16 protein-coding genes are annotated in these 15458 nt (G+C 70.6%); 6 read left to right on the top strand and 10 right to left on the bottom strand.

Going from position 1 to position 15458, the window contains the following annotated elements; all coding sequences use genetic code 11:
- Window positions 1–57 precede the first annotated feature (57 nt).
- Window positions 58–1125 carry an LLM class flavin-dependent oxidoreductase gene (locus tag KUA19_RS36265; RefSeq protein ID WP_217403478.1) on the bottom strand — a complete coding sequence of 356 codons (1068 nt, stop codon included), beginning with the start codon at window positions 1123–1125 and terminating at the stop codon, window positions 58–60.
- 203 nt (window positions 1126–1328) lie between these two features.
- Between KUA19_RS36265 and KUA19_RS36260 the strand changes: the two genes are divergently transcribed.
- A complete protein-coding gene (locus tag KUA19_RS36260; RefSeq protein WP_217403477.1) occupies window positions 1329–1835 on the top strand; it encodes a flavin reductase family protein in 507 nt (168 codons plus the stop codon).
- A 139-nt stretch (window positions 1836–1974) separates the two neighbouring features.
- On the opposite strand, the gene KUA19_RS36255 is transcribed toward KUA19_RS36260, so the two are convergent.
- Entirely contained in the window at window positions 1975–3477 is a 1503-nt protein-coding gene (locus KUA19_RS36255) for an MFS transporter (RefSeq protein WP_217403475.1), read from the bottom strand.
- Window positions 3478–3576: 99 nt separating this feature from the next.
- Between KUA19_RS36255 and KUA19_RS36250 the strand changes: the two genes are divergently transcribed.
- A complete protein-coding gene (locus KUA19_RS36250; protein WP_217403474.1) occupies window positions 3577–4194 on the top strand; it encodes a TetR/AcrR family transcriptional regulator in 618 nt (205 codons plus the stop codon).
- Here KUA19_RS36250 and KUA19_RS36245 read toward each other — a convergent pair.
- The 3 genes from KUA19_RS36245 to KUA19_RS36235 form a co-directional block, all read right to left on the bottom strand.
- Window positions 4182–5648 carry an MFS transporter gene (locus KUA19_RS36245; RefSeq protein WP_308167847.1) on the bottom strand — a complete coding sequence of 489 codons (1467 nt, stop codon included), beginning with the start codon at window positions 5646–5648 and terminating at the stop codon, window positions 4182–4184. The genes KUA19_RS36250 and KUA19_RS36245 overlap by 13 nt on opposite strands.
- A 16-nt stretch (window positions 5649–5664) precedes the next feature.
- The gene (locus KUA19_RS36240) at window positions 5665–6393 is read right to left on the bottom strand and encodes an SDR family NAD(P)-dependent oxidoreductase (protein WP_217403472.1); all 729 of its coding nucleotides are present in this window, start codon (window positions 6391–6393) and stop codon (window positions 5665–5667) included.
- Between the two features lie 131 nt (window positions 6394–6524).
- On the bottom strand, window positions 6525–6974 hold the full coding sequence (locus tag KUA19_RS36235) for a nuclear transport factor 2 family protein (protein ID WP_217403470.1): 450 nt from the start codon (window positions 6972–6974) through the stop codon (window positions 6525–6527).
- Between the two features lie 170 nt (window positions 6975–7144).
- Between KUA19_RS36235 and KUA19_RS36230 the strand changes: the two genes are divergently transcribed.
- Window positions 7145–8059, top strand: a complete 915-nt coding sequence (locus KUA19_RS36230) for an MBL fold metallo-hydrolase (protein WP_308167846.1) — start codon at window positions 7145–7147, stop codon at window positions 8057–8059.
- A 30-nt stretch (window positions 8060–8089) separates the two neighbouring features.
- Here KUA19_RS36230 and KUA19_RS36225 read toward each other — a convergent pair whose 3' ends face one another.
- Genes KUA19_RS36225 through fabG form a run of 3 tightly spaced genes read right to left on the bottom strand, consistent with a single transcriptional unit; the run spans window position 8090 to window position 10290 of the window.
- Complete coding sequence (locus KUA19_RS36225) at window positions 8090–8545, bottom strand: nuclear transport factor 2 family protein (RefSeq protein WP_217403468.1); 456 nt, start codon at window positions 8543–8545, stop codon at window positions 8090–8092.
- A gap of 2 nt (window positions 8546–8547) precedes the next feature.
- The gene (locus tag KUA19_RS36220) at window positions 8548–9486 is read right to left on the bottom strand and encodes an aromatase/cyclase (protein ID WP_217403467.1); all 939 of its coding nucleotides are present in this window, start codon (window positions 9484–9486) and stop codon (window positions 8548–8550) included.
- 18 nt (window positions 9487–9504) lie between these two features.
- Complete coding sequence (fabG, locus tag KUA19_RS36215) at window positions 9505–10290, bottom strand: 3-oxoacyl-ACP reductase FabG (protein ID WP_217403466.1); 786 nt, start codon at window positions 10288–10290, stop codon at window positions 9505–9507.
- Between the two features lie 196 nt (window positions 10291–10486).
- Here fabG and KUA19_RS36210 point away from each other — a divergent pair, with 196 nt between their 5' ends.
- From KUA19_RS36210 to KUA19_RS36200, 3 genes are all read left to right on the top strand, one after another.
- Window positions 10487–11626 (top strand): acyl-CoA dehydrogenase family protein, encoded by a 1140-nt coding sequence (locus KUA19_RS36210; RefSeq protein WP_217403465.1) that lies wholly within the window; start codon window positions 10487–10489, stop codon window positions 11624–11626.
- Between the two features lie 70 nt (window positions 11627–11696).
- Window positions 11697–12434, top strand: a complete 738-nt coding sequence (locus KUA19_RS36205; RefSeq protein ID WP_217403464.1) for an SDR family NAD(P)-dependent oxidoreductase — start codon at window positions 11697–11699, stop codon at window positions 12432–12434.
- Window positions 12431–12889, top strand: a complete 459-nt coding sequence (locus tag KUA19_RS36200; protein WP_217403463.1) for a nuclear transport factor 2 family protein — start codon at window positions 12431–12433, stop codon at window positions 12887–12889. Before KUA19_RS36205 ends, KUA19_RS36200 begins: the two co-directional genes overlap by 4 nt.
- A gap of 51 nt (window positions 12890–12940) precedes the next feature.
- Here the strand turns inward: KUA19_RS36200 and KUA19_RS36195 are convergent, their stop codons facing one another.
- Window positions 12941–14572, bottom strand: a complete 1632-nt coding sequence (locus KUA19_RS36195) for a multicopper oxidase family protein (RefSeq protein WP_308167845.1) — start codon at window positions 14570–14572, stop codon at window positions 12941–12943.
- Window positions 14573–14738: 166 nt separating this feature from the next.
- A complete protein-coding gene (locus KUA19_RS36190; protein ID WP_217403462.1) occupies window positions 14739–15197 on the bottom strand; it encodes a hypothetical protein in 459 nt (152 codons plus the stop codon).
- Between the last annotated feature and the right edge of the window lie 261 nt (window positions 15198–15458).

Raw genomic sequence — 15458 nt, 5'->3', positions numbered from 1 at the left:
CAGGCGCCCCCGGCCGGACACGACTGGCGCCGATTTCGGGGCCGTCGCCAGTCGGGCTCAGGTGGTGGTGGACAGCTTCGGCGCGACCTGCTCGGCGAACAGGCGCAGCGTCCGCTCGCCGTGCTCGGCGGCCAGGTGTCCGGAGTGGACCGCCAGGCTGAGGGTCAGGTCGTCGCCGTACCACTCGGCGATCTGCTCCAGTTGCGCCCGCACCTGCGCCGGGGTGCCCGCGAGCACCTTGTTCTCGGCGAGCTTGGCCTCGAAGCTCAGCCGGGTGCTCTGGTCGGCGAGCTTCTCGTACCCCGGATACTGGGCGCTGGTCACCTTGGCCCAGGAGCTCACCGCGGCGCCGAGCGCGGCGCCGTTGCGCTCCTCGTCGTAGCGCCCGATCCGGTGGGCCTCCTCGGTCGAGTCGGCCACCCAGGCCGGGTAGCTGAACTGGATCTGCTCGGTCCCGGCGGCGCGGCCGCCGCGCACCCAGGCGTCCCGGAACACGGCCAGCCGCTCCTGGATCTGCTCCCGCTGCAGGATCGCCGGAACGAGCATCAGGTTGTGCCCGGCCAGCCCGGCGGCCTCGCAGGACTCGACGCTGCGCGCGGTGGTCACGAACACCGGCGGGTGCGGCTGCTGGACGGGGCGCGGCAGCAGGGTCACCGGGCCGAAGCGGTAGAACTCGCCCGCCCAGGTGACGTTCTCGCCGGACCAGAGCAGTTTGGCGGCCGCGATCCCCTCGTCGAAGCGCGGACGGCTCTCGTCGAGCGAGATGCCGAACGCGGCGAACTCGTCGGGCAGGAAGGCCCGTCCGAAACCGACGTCGAGGCGTCCCTTGGAGATGTTGTCCAGCATCGCGAGCTTGCCCGCCAGCTTGACCGGATGGGTGAACGCGGGGATGACCGCGCTGGTCCCGAGGCGGACGTTGGTCGTCCGCCCGGCGACGGCGCTGAGGAAGGTCACCGGGTCCGGGCTGTAACCGCCGTAGGTGAAGAAGTAGTGCTCGACCGTGCGGACGTGGTGGAATCCGAGCTCGTCGGCGAGCCCGGCCAGCCGCAGCGCGTCCTCGAAGTACTGGACCGCCGGTGTCTGCTCGGGACCCACGGTGGGAAAAAACGTGATGCCAAACTTCACGGGAAGCTCCGCTCTGGTCGCCTGCGAAATCCGATATGTCGACCCTCGCAGGGGGTGCTGGAACGCCGCTCAAGACCGCGTCGAGCCCCGGTCGGACGCGCCGCACCCACCTCTACCGGGGCTTGAGCCCGTTTCCACCGGGCGTTGCGAGCGTGGCGGTGGCGGGACTCCACCCGCCCGGCAGGAAAGGCGGTGACGCGGCAATGGCCGTCAGTCAGACGACGTTTCGCAGGGTGTTCGCCTCGTACCCCACCTCGGTCGCGGTGGTCACGGCCGTGGACGAGGACGGTGTGCACCGCGGCATGACCTGCAACACGCTGTGCGCGGTGTCCATGGATCCACCGCTGCTGCTGATCTGCGTGGACAACAAGTCCCAGACGTTGCCGGCGCTGGAGTTCTCCCGATTCTTCGTGGTGAACGTGCTGGCCGAGGGTGCGGACGACGTGTCGCAACTGTTCGCGAGCAAGGAGCCGGACAAGTTCGCCCGGTTCCGGCTCGATCCCGACATCGGTGGTCCTGTGGTGCTCACCGACCATGTGGTCGCCCATGCGGAGTGCTCCGTCCACGACATGGTGGAGGCGGGCGACCATTGGATCGTCCTCGGCCAGGTGATGTACGCCGAGGTCTACGACCGCCCGCCGCTGATGTACTACCAGCGCACCTACGCCGGATGGCCGATCAGACCGCCCGCGTCGCCGGTGTCGTCCTGATCGCGGGCCGGGTGGGACCTTCCCGGCCGGTGCCGCGCATGCGGGAGAAGCCATGCGCGGCACCGGCCAGGCCGCCCCGGGGCCGGTGGTGTGGGGCACGGAGTTGGCCCCGGGGCGGCGCGCCGCGACGCGGTGGTCCTCAGGCCCCTGCGGGGATCGACTCCAGGGACTCATCGGCGGTGGGGACCGCCGCGGGCGGCGAGAACGGGCCCGGCAGGAGCAGCCAGGCAAGGGGAATGGTCACCAGGGCGATCCCGGCCGCGACCAGCAGCGCCAGGCCGTACCCGTGGGTGAGGGCGGTGGCGGCGTCCGCTCCCGCGGCGACCTTGTCGGCGGTCGCGGTGCCGGCCAGGGTGGCCAGGACCGCGAGGCCGAGGGCACCGCCGACCTGCTGCGAGGTGTTGAGCAGGCCGGAGGCCAGACCCGACTCCTCGGGGCTGACGCTGCTGGTGCCCGCGACCGTGATCGAGACGAAGGCCAGGCCGCCGCCGAGTCCGACCAGGATCTCCGGCCCCAGCACCTGGAGGAAGTAGTTGCCGCCGGACACGCGGGACAGCCACAGCAGGCCGAGCGTGACGCCGATCAGGCCGATGGCCGCACCCGCGCGCAGGCTCACCTTGGCCAGCACCTTTCCGGCGCTCATCGCCGAAACCACGATCAGCACGGCGATCGGCAGCAGCGCCAGGCCGGAGACCAGCGGCGAGAAGCCGAGCACCAGCTGGGTGTAGAGGGCCAGGAAGAAGAACGTGGGCATGAAGGCACCGGGCAGCAGCAGGCTGACCAGGTTGGCGCCACGCAGCGCCGGGCGGCGGAAGATGCTCAGCGGTACGAGCGGCTGTCTGGTCTTGGCCTCGATCAGCACGAAGGCGAGCAGCAGCACCAGCGACAGCGCGCCCAGACGCAGGGTCTGGGCCGAGGTCCAACTGGTCTCGCCGGCGTTGACCAGCACGTAAACCAGCAGGATCAGACCGGCCGTCACAGCGAACGCGCCGAACAGGTCGAAACTGCCGCGCCGCTCGGCCCGCGCCACCGGCAGCAGCCGGAACGCCAGAATCGCGGCGACCAGGCCGACGGGCACGTTGACGTAGAACACCGACTCCCAGCCGAGCAGGTCGGTCAGCACCCCGCCGAGGATGTAGCCGACGGCGCCGCCGGCCCCGGCCACCGCGCCCCAGACGCCCAGGGCCTTGTTGCGGGCGGCTTTCTCCTCGTCGGTGCCGTCCGGAAAGACGACCAGCAGCAGCGACAGCGCGGCGGGCGAGACGACGGCGGCGGTGAGGCCCTGCAGGCCACGGAAGACGACGAGCCAGGCCGGTGACGGTGCGAATGCCGCCGCTCCGGAGGCGATGGTGAACAGCAGGATGCCCGCGACGAACAGGCGCCGTCTGCCGAGCAGGTCGGCCAGGCGCCCGCCGAGCAGCAGGAAGCCGCCGAACAGCAGCGTGTAGCCGTTGGTGACCCAGGACAGCTCACTCTGGGTGAACGACAGGTCCGTCGCGATCGACGGCAGCGCGACACCGACGATCGCGGCGTCGAGGATGAGGATGAACTGCGTGATGGCCAGCAGGGCCAGTGCCGGCCCGGTTCGGTAGACCCTGGCCGGCGCGGCCGTCTGCGCCGGTACACGCGGTGGTTGTGGCATCGGTACACCCCGAAACTGGAAGAGGAATTACGGTTCCTCTTACAGAGGCTAGCGGAATCGAAACTCCGTTTCAATAAATCGGCTGGTACAGTTCGTTTCATGACGGACACCGGTGTGGCCACCCCCCGGCCGCTGCGCGCCGACGCCCGGCGCAACCGCGAGCGGATTCTCGCCGCGGCCAACACCGTCTACGCCGAGCACGGCAGCGGCATCCAGATGGACGTCGTGGCACAGCAGGCGGGCGTCGGCGTGGGCACCCTCTACCGGCACTTCCCGGAGAAGGAGGCGCTGCTGGTCGAGCTGGCGTCATACCGCTTCCGCGAATGCGTGACCGAAGCCGACCGGGCACTGGCCGAACCCGACACCTGGGGCGCGGTCGAGGGCTTCGTGCGGCGCATCGCCGACTACCGGCTGCTCGACGCCGGGCTGCGCGACACGCTGGCCGCCCTGGCCCCGGGGCGCTGCCACTGCCCGGCCGAGCGCGACGAACTGGTGAAGCGGCTCGACGAGCTGATCGGCCGGGCCCGCGCCGACCACCTGGTCCGCGACGACCTGACCGGCAGCGACTTCCTCGCCCTCATCAGCGGCCTCGGCACCGCCATCGGCCAGGGCGCGGGCAGCGGAATGCTCGCCGACGTCCTGCTCGCCGGGCTGCGGGCCGGTGGCTCGGCGCCGCAGGCCCGACGAGCGGGACGGCTGGCGCGTCAGCCCGCCTGACCTGGCTTGGCGAGCGGTTTCAGCAGCAGCAGGGTCGCGATCGAACCGAGGATCACCAGCACCGCCGACACCAGGAACGCCGCCTGGTAGCCCACCAACAGGTCCTGCGGTGTGGCCTCGCCGGACCCCGCCGCCGCGGAGGTCCGCGCCGCGGCCAGCGTCGCCAGCGCGGCCAGGCCCACCGAGCCGCCGATCTGACGGGAGGTGTTCAGCAGGCCGGACACCAGGCCCGCCTCGGTGCTCGCCACGCCGGAAGTCGCGAGCATGGCGATGGGCGTGAAGGCCAGGCCCATACCCGCGGAGATCAGCATGCCCGGCACGATGACCGCGAGCCAGACACCGGTATCGGTCCCGGCCCGGGACTGTAGCAGGAAGCCGGCCGCCGCCAGCACGGTGGCGATCAGCACCAGCCGCCCCGGCGTGATCTTCTTCAGCACGTACGGGCTGCTGCGCGCGGCCACGACGATGGTCAGCGTGTGTGGCAGGAAGGCCACCCCGGCGGCCACCGGGCCGAAGCCCCGCACGTTCTGCAGGTACAGCGACACCAGGAACCACATCGAGAAGAACGCCCCGCCGAGCAGCGCCATCACCGTGTTCGCGCCCGAGACCGAGCGCGTCCGGAACAGCCGTAGCGGCAGCAGCGGATGGGCCGACCTGGTCTGCCACCAGACGAACACCGCCAGCAGCACCAGGCCGGCGACCAGCGGCAGCAGCGTGCGGTTGGTGGCCCAGCCGTGGTCGTGGCTCTGCACCACGCCGTACTCCAGCAGGAACAGGCCACTGGTGACGGCGATCGCGCCGAACACGTCCACCTTCGGTCTGGTGCGCTCGGCCCGTCCGGTCAGCAGCAGCACCGCGCCCACCACGGCCAGTACGCCGACCGGCACGTTGATCAGCAGCACCCACCGCCAGGACAGGTAGCCGGTGAGCAGCCCGCCGATCAGCGAACCCGCCGCGCCGCCCGCCGCGCCCACGGCGCTCCAGGTGCCGATGGCCTTGGCCCGCCCCGGGCCCTCCGGAAAGGATGTGGTGAGGATGGTCAGGGTGGCCGGGGCCAGCACCGCCGCGCCGATGCCCTGGACGAACCTGGCCGCCACCAGCACCCCGGCGTTGGTGGCGAGCCCGCCGACGAGGCTGGCCAGGGTGAACAGCCCGATGCCGGCGACGAAGGCGGCACGTCGGCCGACGATGTCGGCGGCCCTGCCGCCCAGCAGGAGGAACCCGGCGAAGGCCAGCGCGTAGGCGTTGACCGTCCACTGCAGGTCCGCCGCGCCGAAGTGCAGGGCATCGCCGATCGCCGGCAGCGCCACGTTCACCACCGAGACGTCCAGCACGACCATGAACTGGCCCAGGCACGCCAACGCGGTCACCAGGCCGGGGGAGCGGGTCGCCGCAACGGTGGTGGACGGCTCCACCACCGGTTCGGCGACGGTCGTGCGATCGTGCTCTGCCACTGTCACTCCGTTTCTCTCATCGCAAATGAACGCCCCCGTCGACGAGCAGGACCTCGCCCGTCGTGTAGGGACCGACGGCCATCGCGTACACCGCTTCGGCGACGTCCTCGGGCCGGCCGATGCGGCGCAGCGGCGCGCCTGCGGTCACGTTCGCCCGCGGCTCGATGAAGTCGGTGGTCCACGGGGTGTCGATCAGGCCGGGGGCGACCGCGTTGACCCTGATCTCGGGACCGATGCTGGCGGCCAGCAGCCTGGTCATGTGGTTGACGGCGGCCTTGCTGACCGCGTACGGCAGCGAGCTGCCGGCCGGGCGGCTGCCAGACACCGACGAGATGTTGACGATGGCGCCGTTGCCGGTGGCCCGCAGGTGCGGGACGGCGGCGACGGTCACCTGCCAGGTGCCGATGACGTTGACGTCGAAGACCTCGCGCCACACCTGCGGAGTCGCCCCTTCCAGGTCGTGGTGTGGGATGACCTTGGTGGTGCCGGCGTTGTTGACCAGCAGATCCAGCTGTCCGAACCGGCTCACCGTGGCTGAGACCAGGTCCTGCGCCTGGGCCTCCACGGCGATGTTCGCCTGGTGGTATGCGGCTTCGGGCAAGGCGTCGGCGAGTTCCTTGCCCTGACGGACCGAATGGGACGAATTTACCATTACGCGCCAACCGGCGGCACCCAGCCGCCGGGCGACCGCCGCGCCGATCCCGGAAGACGATCCGGTCACCAGTGCCACAGGTTTGTCTGCCATTGCCAGCTCCTTCAACGGTGGAATGAGTTCACCGTCAGACCGGGCGCCCCGCTGCGGGGAAGAGCCGCGGTCCTGACGAACCTTTGCCGATCGGACTTGAGAATCGCTTGAGCCGGTGCGCGCGTCGGCGCTCAGCGGGGTGTGGGCACGTCGGTGCGGACCGTGCGCGAGTGGTTGAGCAGCCGACCCTCGTCCCGGACCAGGACGTCCTCGACCTCGCACGTCGGCTCGATGGAGACGGAGCCCTCAGCGTCCGTACGCGTGATGATGGCCGAGAACCTGGTGCGGATGACGCCGTCGGGGCCGACCTCCCCGACCAGCATGTTGAACCAGTGGCGGCGGGCGATCCCCTGCCGGCTCAGGCTCTCCAGGTTGGCCTGGGTCTCCACGCCGATGCGGTGGCGGCCGCTGACGACCTCACCCCGGGGCAGGTGCACGAACTTGCCGTCCTCGGTGAAGGTGGCCGCGAACCCGACGCCGTCCTCGCCGTCGAGCAGCTGCGTCTGCCGCGCGTAGAAGTCCTGAAGCTCGAAGTAGAGGTCGACACCGATGGCGCCGACCGCGTCGCTGGCTTGGGACATGAATCCTCCTCGATCGCCGAACGAACCGCAGTTTTGGCGACCGGGCTGGAGGACAGGTCGAACGGTGCTCGACTCCCGGTGGGCGCGCGCTCGATCGACCGGCTCTCCAGCCGGGCTCGATGCGCCTGGACCAGCATGGACGCGATCCAACCAGGAAAGGAAGCGGCACCGTGGGCTCTGCCAGCAGCACTCCCGGACTCGTCGAGATCGCCGACGGGGTCTTCGTCTACCTGCAGCCCGACGGCGGGTGGTGCCTGAACAACGCCGGCGTGGTCCTCGACGGCACCGGCCTGGCCGTCGTGGACACTGCGGCGACCTCGCGCCGGGCCACCGCGCTGCGAGAGGCGATCCGGGCCCGTACGGCCGTGCCGCCGCGGCTGCTGGTCAACACCCACCACCACGGCGACCACACCTTCGGCAACTTCGTGTTCGCACCGGAGAGCGTGATCGTGGCGCACGAGGAGGCCCGTCAGGAGATGGCCGACTCCGGCCTCGGACTGACCGGGCTGTGGCCCGACGTCGACTGGGGGCCGGTCGAGGTGACCCTGCCGGCGGTGACTTTCCGTGACGAGCTGCGCCTGCACATCGGCGACATCCGGGTCGAACTGCTGCACCTGGGTCCGGCGCACACCACCAACGACGTCGTGGTGGCCGTCCCGGACCGGGGCGTGGTGTTCGTCGGCGACATCGCGATGGCCGGGGTCACCCCGTTCACGCTGATGGGTTCGGTCGAGGGTTCGCTGCGGGCGATCGAGCGGCTGCGCAAGCTCGGCCTGAACACGATCGTCTGCGGGCACGGACCGGTCACCGACCAGCGGGTGCTCGATGAGACCGAGGCCTACCTGACCTGGCTGCAGCGGCTGGCCCGCGACGGGGTGACCGCGGGGCTGAGCCCGTTGGAGCTCTCCCGCGAGGCCGATCTCGGCGAGTTCGCCGACCTGCTGGACTCCGAGCGCCTGGTCGGCAACCTGCACCGGGCGTACGCGGAGCTCGGCGGGGCCGTGCTCGGTGCTCCGCTGGACGTCGTCGGGATCTTCGGCGAGATGGTCGACTTCCACGGCGGACTGCCCACCTGCCACGCGTGAGGCAGGCGGGCAGTCCGCTGGGGCCGTGGTTCAGACGGTGGCGTCGTGCGACACCCAGCGGTGCCGCACCAGCCACCGGCCGTCGGCGAACACCAGGCTGTCGGTGGCCTCCGTGCTGGCGTAGATCTGCAGCTGCCCGCCCGCGGGCGTCGCCATCGCGATGCCGTAGTAGCTGGTGCCCACCACGCCGTCGTCTTCCAGATGCACCTCGAGCATGCCGAACCAGTGTCGGCGCGTCCTGCCCTCGGTCACCAGTTGGTCTATCCGGCGACGCGCGGCGACCGCGATGTCGTGACGCCCGCGCAGCGCGGGGGCCACGCTCTGGTGGAACACCCCGTCCTCGGTGAACGTGTCCGCCCAGGCCTCGGCCTGGCCCGTGTCGAGCAACCGCATCTGCACCGAGTAGAACTGCTGGATCTGGAAGTACAGCTCGGCGCTGACCGCCGCCAACGGCGTGTCCAGCGCGGGCGTCTCCAGCGAGGTCATCCTCACGCCCCTTCCGCGAACGCCTTGGCGTGGCGCAGCGTGGCGGTGCTGTTGGCGCTCAGGGCCTTCTGCACGTACGCGCGGGCGTCGGCGACGGTGGCGCCCACGCCCAGGATCTGCTCGACCGCCTCGCGTTTGATGACCACCGTGTGCTGCGAGGTCGCGGTGACCCCATCGCCCTCCGACGTCAGCTGCCAGTACCCGGTGTGCAGGGTCATCAGGGCGGGCACCTTGATCTGCTTGTACACGATGCGGTCGGGCGGCAGGCAGACCCGCACGGACACGGTCGTGTGGGTGGAGCCGTCGGCGGTCCGGGTGTCCATGCTCAGTTGCTGGATGCCCGGGGTGTCCTCGCGCAGGTCCACGGTGGCCACGTGCGGCAGCCGCTCGGACCAGCGGTCGGCCTCGTTGATGAAGTCGTACACATCGGACAGCTGGCCGTTGATGTGCAGCGAGTCCTCGAAGCTGAGCCGCAGCTCGTCGAGGCCCGCGATCTCCTCGGCGGCCGCCTTCAGTGAGGCCAGCTCGGTGGTGCTGTTGTGCTCCACCGCCCGGTCGATCCAGGCGATGTTGTCCGGGTCGTCGCCGACGGCGGTGAAGTCGTGCGTCAGCACCACCCGCGAGCGGTCCTCCGACAGCTGCTCGACGAACCAGCCGCCGCCCATCGAGGCCACCGGCGGCTGGGACACCTCCTGGCGGAAGGTGATCCGCAGTTCGTCAGGATCGAGCGTACGGCGGGAGGTCCAGGTCTTGACCTCGCCGTTGGCGGTGGCCCAGAGCCGGATGCGCTCGGTGTCGCCGTCCTGCTCCACCTGCTCGATGTGCACGGTGGGCGGGAACACCCGGGGCCAGTTGGTCACGTCGGCGAGCAGGTTGTAAACGATCTTCGCGGGGGCGTCGACGGTGATCTCGTGGACGGTGTTGCGTACCTGGTGGGACATGGTGCTCCTTCGACTGTGTCAGTAGTTGCCCAGGCCGCCGCAGACGTTGAGCGCCTGCGCGGTGATGGAGGCCGCGGTCGGCGTGACCAGGTAGCCGACCAGCCCCGCGACCTCCTCCGGGGTCGAGTAGCGGCCGAGCGGGATCTTGGCCTGGAACCGGGTCAAGACGTCGTCGGAGGTGGTGTCCCAGACCTGGGCGTACCCGTCGCGGACCCGCTGGGCCATCGGCGTCTCCACGTAACCCGGGCAGACCGCGTTGACGGTGATGCCCGACTTCGCCAGCTCCAGGCCCAGGGCCTTGGTGAAGCCGACCACCCCGTGCTTGGAGGCCGAGTACGGCGCCCCGAGCACCACACCCTGCTTGCCCCCGGTCGAGGCGATGTTGATGATCCGACCCTTGCCCCGGGCCAGCATCCCGCCGGAGTTGAGCACCTCCCGGGTGACCCGGAAGACGGCGTTGAGGTTGGTCTCCACCACGTCGTTCCACAGTTCGTCGGTGATACCCGCCGTCGCGCCGCCGCCGCTGCGCCCGGCGTTGTTGACCAGGACCGAGATGGGCCCGAACCGCTCCACCGCCGACGCCACCAACCGGCGTACGTCCTCGGGCGAGCGCACATCGGCCTCGGTACCGTCGACGTCCAGGTGCTCGCCGGTCAGCTCCGCCACCGTCTTGGCCACCCGGTCGCCCTCGCGGCCGCAGATGAACACCGCGTGCCTGGACTCGGCGAGGCTGCGCGCGATCGCCAGCCCGATGCCGCTCGTCCCGCCGGTGACCAGGGCCACCTCTCTTCCACCGTGCGTCATCGACACTCCTTGATCTATCGCTGTGCTGACTGCGGACGGATCGAGGGTCACAACCCGGGCTATAGCTGCGTTGGAGCCCTGCTCGACAGTCGCTGGGACGCCGGTCGTGCCGTACCGGCGATCGAGCCGGACCTGAGCGGCTCTCCAGCGGCGCCCGGCACCATCGGCCCCGGGTGGATATCCGAAGGAGGCGCCGATGGGAAGCACCGAACTCGTCGAGCCGCTGCGCGGCGTGGACACGCTCGCGGCGCTGGCCGCCAAGCAGGCGCTCGACGCCGAGGAACGGCGACGGCTGCCCGCCGAGACCGTGGCGGCGCTGGTGGACGCAGGATTCGCCCGGTACTTCGTGCCGCCCGCCTACCTGCCGGTGCCCGAGCGGGACCGTCTGGCGACGTGGGAGCAGCTGGCCCGTGCGGTCGCCGCGGTGGCCGAGGGCTGTGCGTCGACCGCTTGGATCGCCTCGATCCTGGCCAGTGTCGGGCGGATGGCGGCGTACCTGCCGGAGGAGGGGCGCGACGAGTTCTGGGCCACCGGCCCGGACACCGTGGGCGTCGGCGCGCTGGTGCCGACCGGGCGGGCCACGCCCGTCTCCGGTGGCTGGCGAGTGACCGGCGAGTGGGCGCTGACCAGCGGCATCGACCACGCGGACTGGGTGCTGGCCTGCGCGCGGGTGGTCAGTGGCGAGTTGCGGTTCTTCGCCCTGCCCAGCGGCGGCTTCACGATCCTGGACACCTGGTTCAACGTGGGCATGCGCGGCACCGGCAGCAACACCATGGTGGTCGAGGACCTGTTCGTGCCGGAGCACCGGACGTTTCGCCACAGCACGCTGATGGCCGGTCACGATGCCGTACCAGGCGTCCGCGGGTACGACCTGCCGCTGCCGGCGGTCAGTCCGCTGCTGTTCGCCGCGCCTGCGCTGGGCGCCGCCATGGGCCTGCTGCGCTGGTGGACGGCGTGGACGGGCCAGCGTAGTGACCCGTTCGGGGTCGCCCTGCGCGGCAAGCCGGGTCCGCAGCAGCTGCTGGCCCGGGTCGCGGGGGAGCTGGATGCCGCCGCGCTGCTGCTGGACCGGGTGGCGCGTACCGCCGACGGGGGCGGAGTGGACGCGCTGACCGCCGCCCGCAGTGCGCGGGACTGCGCGCTGGCGGTGGAGTCCATCGTGGGCGTGGTCGACCGGCTGTTCCACGCCTGCGGCACCCGCGGCCAGGCGACGAACAGCCCGGCGCAGCGGGTGTGGCGCGACGTGCACAGCATCGCCGCGCATGTCGGCCTGCAGGTCGAGCTGACCGGTGCGGCGTACGCGGCCAAGGTGTGGCCGCCGGCGCCCCCGGGCTGAGGACCGAACCGTCCGCGTCCGCGGGCGGTGGCGAATCGTCCGCGCGCGCGGACAGGAAACAGGAGGATGCGTGCTGCTCAAAGGTAAAGTGGCCGTGATCACCGGGGGCACGCGTGGGCTGGGCCGCCAGATCGCCGCCGCGTTCCTGGCCGAGGGGAGCCAGGTGGTCATCGCCGGGCGCGATCCGGCGCCGGCCCGGGAACTGCTGGACGAGTACGGCGACGCCGTCGCCTTCCAGGAGACCGACGTTCGCCGGGTGGACTCCGTGGCCGAGCTGATGGCCCAGGCCGTGTCCCGGTTTGGCGGGCTGGACATCGTGGTCGCCAACGCGGGCATCAGCAATCCGGGCCAGGCGGCCGCCATCGATCCGCGGAAGTGGTCGGAGACTCTCGACACCAATGTGAACGGGGTCTTCCACTGCACCCACGCGGCGGTTCCGCATCTGGTTCAGCGTGGCGGTGGCAAGATCATAAACTTGTCGTCGGCGCTGGCCACCCGGATCACGCCCGGCGCCTCGGCGTACTGCGCCTCCAAGGCGGCGGTGGAGATGTTCACCCGGGTCACCGCGGTGGAACTGGCGCCGCAGGGCATCACCGCCAACTGCCTGTCACCCGGGCTCATCGACGAGGGTATGGGCAAGGCGCTGGCCGCCAACGAGCCGGTATGGGCTAGATACAAGCCGAAGCTGGCCATGGGTCGGCTGGGCCGACCGGACGAGGTGGTGGGTGCCGCGCTGTTCCTGGCCGGGCCGGACAGCTCCTATGTCAACGGCCACGTGCTGGAGGTCAACGGGGGACTGCAGTGGTGAGCGCGGCCGCGGCGGGACAGGTCACGACGGCACGGCCGGACGTCGCGCTCCACGCCGCGGTGCACGCGTTCTACGCACGGCAGATCCACCTGCTGGATCACGGTGACGTGGACGGGTTCGCCGCCACGTTCACGGCCGACGGCCGGTTCTTCCACCATCCGAACGGGCGGCTGGAGCCGGGGCGGGACAACATCGCCACCGCGATGCGCGGCTTCCTGGCCCGCGCGGCCGCAGCCGGGGTGGTGCGCCACCACTGGTTCGGCATGTTCCAGATCGATCCTGGGGCGGACGGGACCATCGTGGTCACGTACTACTCGCTGGTCAGCCATACCGACGCCGAGCGCAAGGTGACCTTGGAACCGACCGGGGTGGTGCAGGACGTACTGGTCGAGGTCGACGGGGTGCTGCTCAACAGTTCCCGCACGGTCAAGCCGGACACCCTGCGCCTGCGGTGACCGTGCGGCATCGCCGGCCTTCGGCGGGATGGTCCCTCCGAAGGCCGGCGGTCACACCACCTCGAACGTCGACATCATCGCCATGTCCTCGTGTTCGAGGTTGTGGCAGTGCAGGACGTAACGGCCGCGATACCCGGTGAACCGGGCGATGACCGAAACCTTCTCGGCGCCGTTGACGAACACGGTGTCCTTCCAGCCGACGTCGTAGCGGCCGGGCGGTCCGCCGTCGCGGGAGACGACCTGGAAGCTGACCAGGTGCACGTGCACCGGGTGGTGGTAGTCCGAGGTGAACGTCCACAGCTCGGTGTCGCCCAGCTTCGGTGTCGCCTCGGGCTTGGTCGGGTCGAAGAAACGGCCGTTGATGAACCAGCCCTCGTCCCCGGCCCGGTGGAAGTCGAACGACCGCTCCCGGACCGCCTCGGCCGGGTCGATCCGCTCGAAGTCCGACAGCTTGGCGGGCACGCTGCTGTCGTCGGAGGCCGTCCGGGTGACCCGGAACGCCATCACGTTCACGGTGGGGCCGGTGCCCGCCAGGTTGGTCAGCTTCACCAGGTCGCCCGGGCGGTATCGGGAGAAGTCGATGACGACGTCGAAGCGCTGGGCCGGGGCGACCGACAGGGTCCGGTGTGCGACCGGCTCGCCCAGCAGTCCTCCGTCCGAGCCGATCTGGACCAGCGGGACGTCGCCGTCGGGCGCCCGGTCCAGGGCCAGCTCGTACGACCGGGCGTTCGAGGCGTTGAGGATCCGGAACCGGTACCGGACCGCCTCGACCTCCAGCACCGGCCACGGCACCCCGTTGACCAGGATCACGTCCCCCATCACGCCCTGCATGTACGCCTGCTCCACCCCTGGCATCACGGTGAGGCTGGGGTCGAGCGAGGGGTACTTCAGCGAGCCGTCCGCCGCGAACGCGCGGTCGGCGATCATCAGCGGGATCTCCCGGTCGCCGCCGGGCAGGGGCAGCGCGTCCTCGACGTCGTCGCGGACGAGGTGGAACCCGGCCAGACCGCGCCACACGCTCGGGCCGGTGTAGTCCATCCGGTGGTCGTGGTACCACAGCGTCGCCGCCCGCTGGTCCATCGGATAGGTGTAGTCGCGGCTGAGCTTGACGACGTGGGCGGCGGGGTCGGCGACCGGCGCGTGATGGGTCATGCCGGGCGGCATCGGCTTGACCGAGGCCCGCGGGTTCTTGGGGACACGGGTCGGATCGGGCAGCACCAGGTCGGTGGGGAAGCCGTCGCTGCCGGGTGGGGTGTGGCCGCCGTGCAGGTGCACCACCGTGGGCACGGGCAGTTCGTTGCGGTGTCGGACGACCGTCGGCCGACCCCGGCGGGACACGAGGGTCGGCCCGGGAAAGACGCCGTTGTAGCCCCAGATCTCGGTCTGCAGGCCGGGCAGGATCTCCTGCTTGGCGACCTGCTGCACCAATTCGTACGTGTCGGCGCCGCCGCTGGGGACCGGGGTGAGGACCGGCGGGACGACCAGCGGCAGTTTGAAGGGCTGGGGCAGGGCGAGGTCACTGGTGAGCACGTTGATGTTGCTGATCAGGGGATGCTCACCGACGGGCTCGGGCTCGCCCGCGTGGTCGCGCCCCCAGGCGCGGATGGACAGGCCGGCACCGACGGCCACGCCCGCGCCGAGCAGGCCGACCAGGGCCACCCGGCGGTTGACTGTGCGATTCACGTTCTCTCCTCGGCCACAGGGTGAGGGGCTGCCTGGACGACGGTGGCCGGCGCTGCCCAAACGGCGCGGCTGCGGACGGCAGGCGCCGCCCGCAGCCGCGGACTGTGTGGTATCGGTTTCGGCCCGTGACTGCGGACCGGGCGGCGGTCGACCCGACGGCCTTCGATCAGGACTTGATCAGCGTCCCGTTGAGGTTGACCTCGAAGGACTTGGTCTTGTTGCCCTTGAGGTCGTACAGCGTCGAGATGCCCTTGGACGTGTAGGTGCCGTCCTTGAGCGTGGCGGTCTGCTCGCCGCGGATGGTGCCGATGATGTTCTCCTTGGTGGCGTCGGCCAGCGGGATGACCACCTGGAAGGTGATCTTTCCGTCGGTCGACTTCTGCCAGAAGCCGGTGCCCGGGAGGGTGTCGGTCCCGTCCTGGACCAGCGTGCCGTCCGCGTTGAAGGTGATCTTCGCCTCGCCACTGGAGGGCAGGCTGGTCTGCACCTTCGTCTGCCAGGCGCCGACCGGCGACGGGGCTTCCTCCGAACAGGCCGTGGCCAGCGACAACGTGGCCACGACCGCCAGGGCGATCGCCGCGCCACGCCGTGCTCCGTGCCGGAAGGTCTCAATCACAATGCTCATCTCGTACGTCCCTCGTGGATCGTGCGGCTATCCGTGAGTTGTCGGCGGACAGCGTTATCGGGCCCACTCGAATGACGCTCGAGTATCGCTTGAGTCTCGCTTGAGAATCCGTATTCTCCAGGCGCCATGTCCATCCGCGACAGTCGGTGCGGAGACAATCCCGGAACGCGGATTGACGTTCTCGCAATCGGTGTGTTCCCGTATTGGCCAACGCCGTGCGACCGGGGCGCGATCCCTCCGATCCTCTCGCGGACAGTGACG

The sequence above is a fragment of the Catellatospora tritici genome, assembly GCF_019083965.1.
Classification (GTDB): domain Bacteria; phylum Actinomycetota; class Actinomycetes; order Mycobacteriales; family Micromonosporaceae; genus Catellatospora; species Catellatospora tritici.
This window is presented reverse-complemented; position numbering and strand designations above follow the sequence as displayed.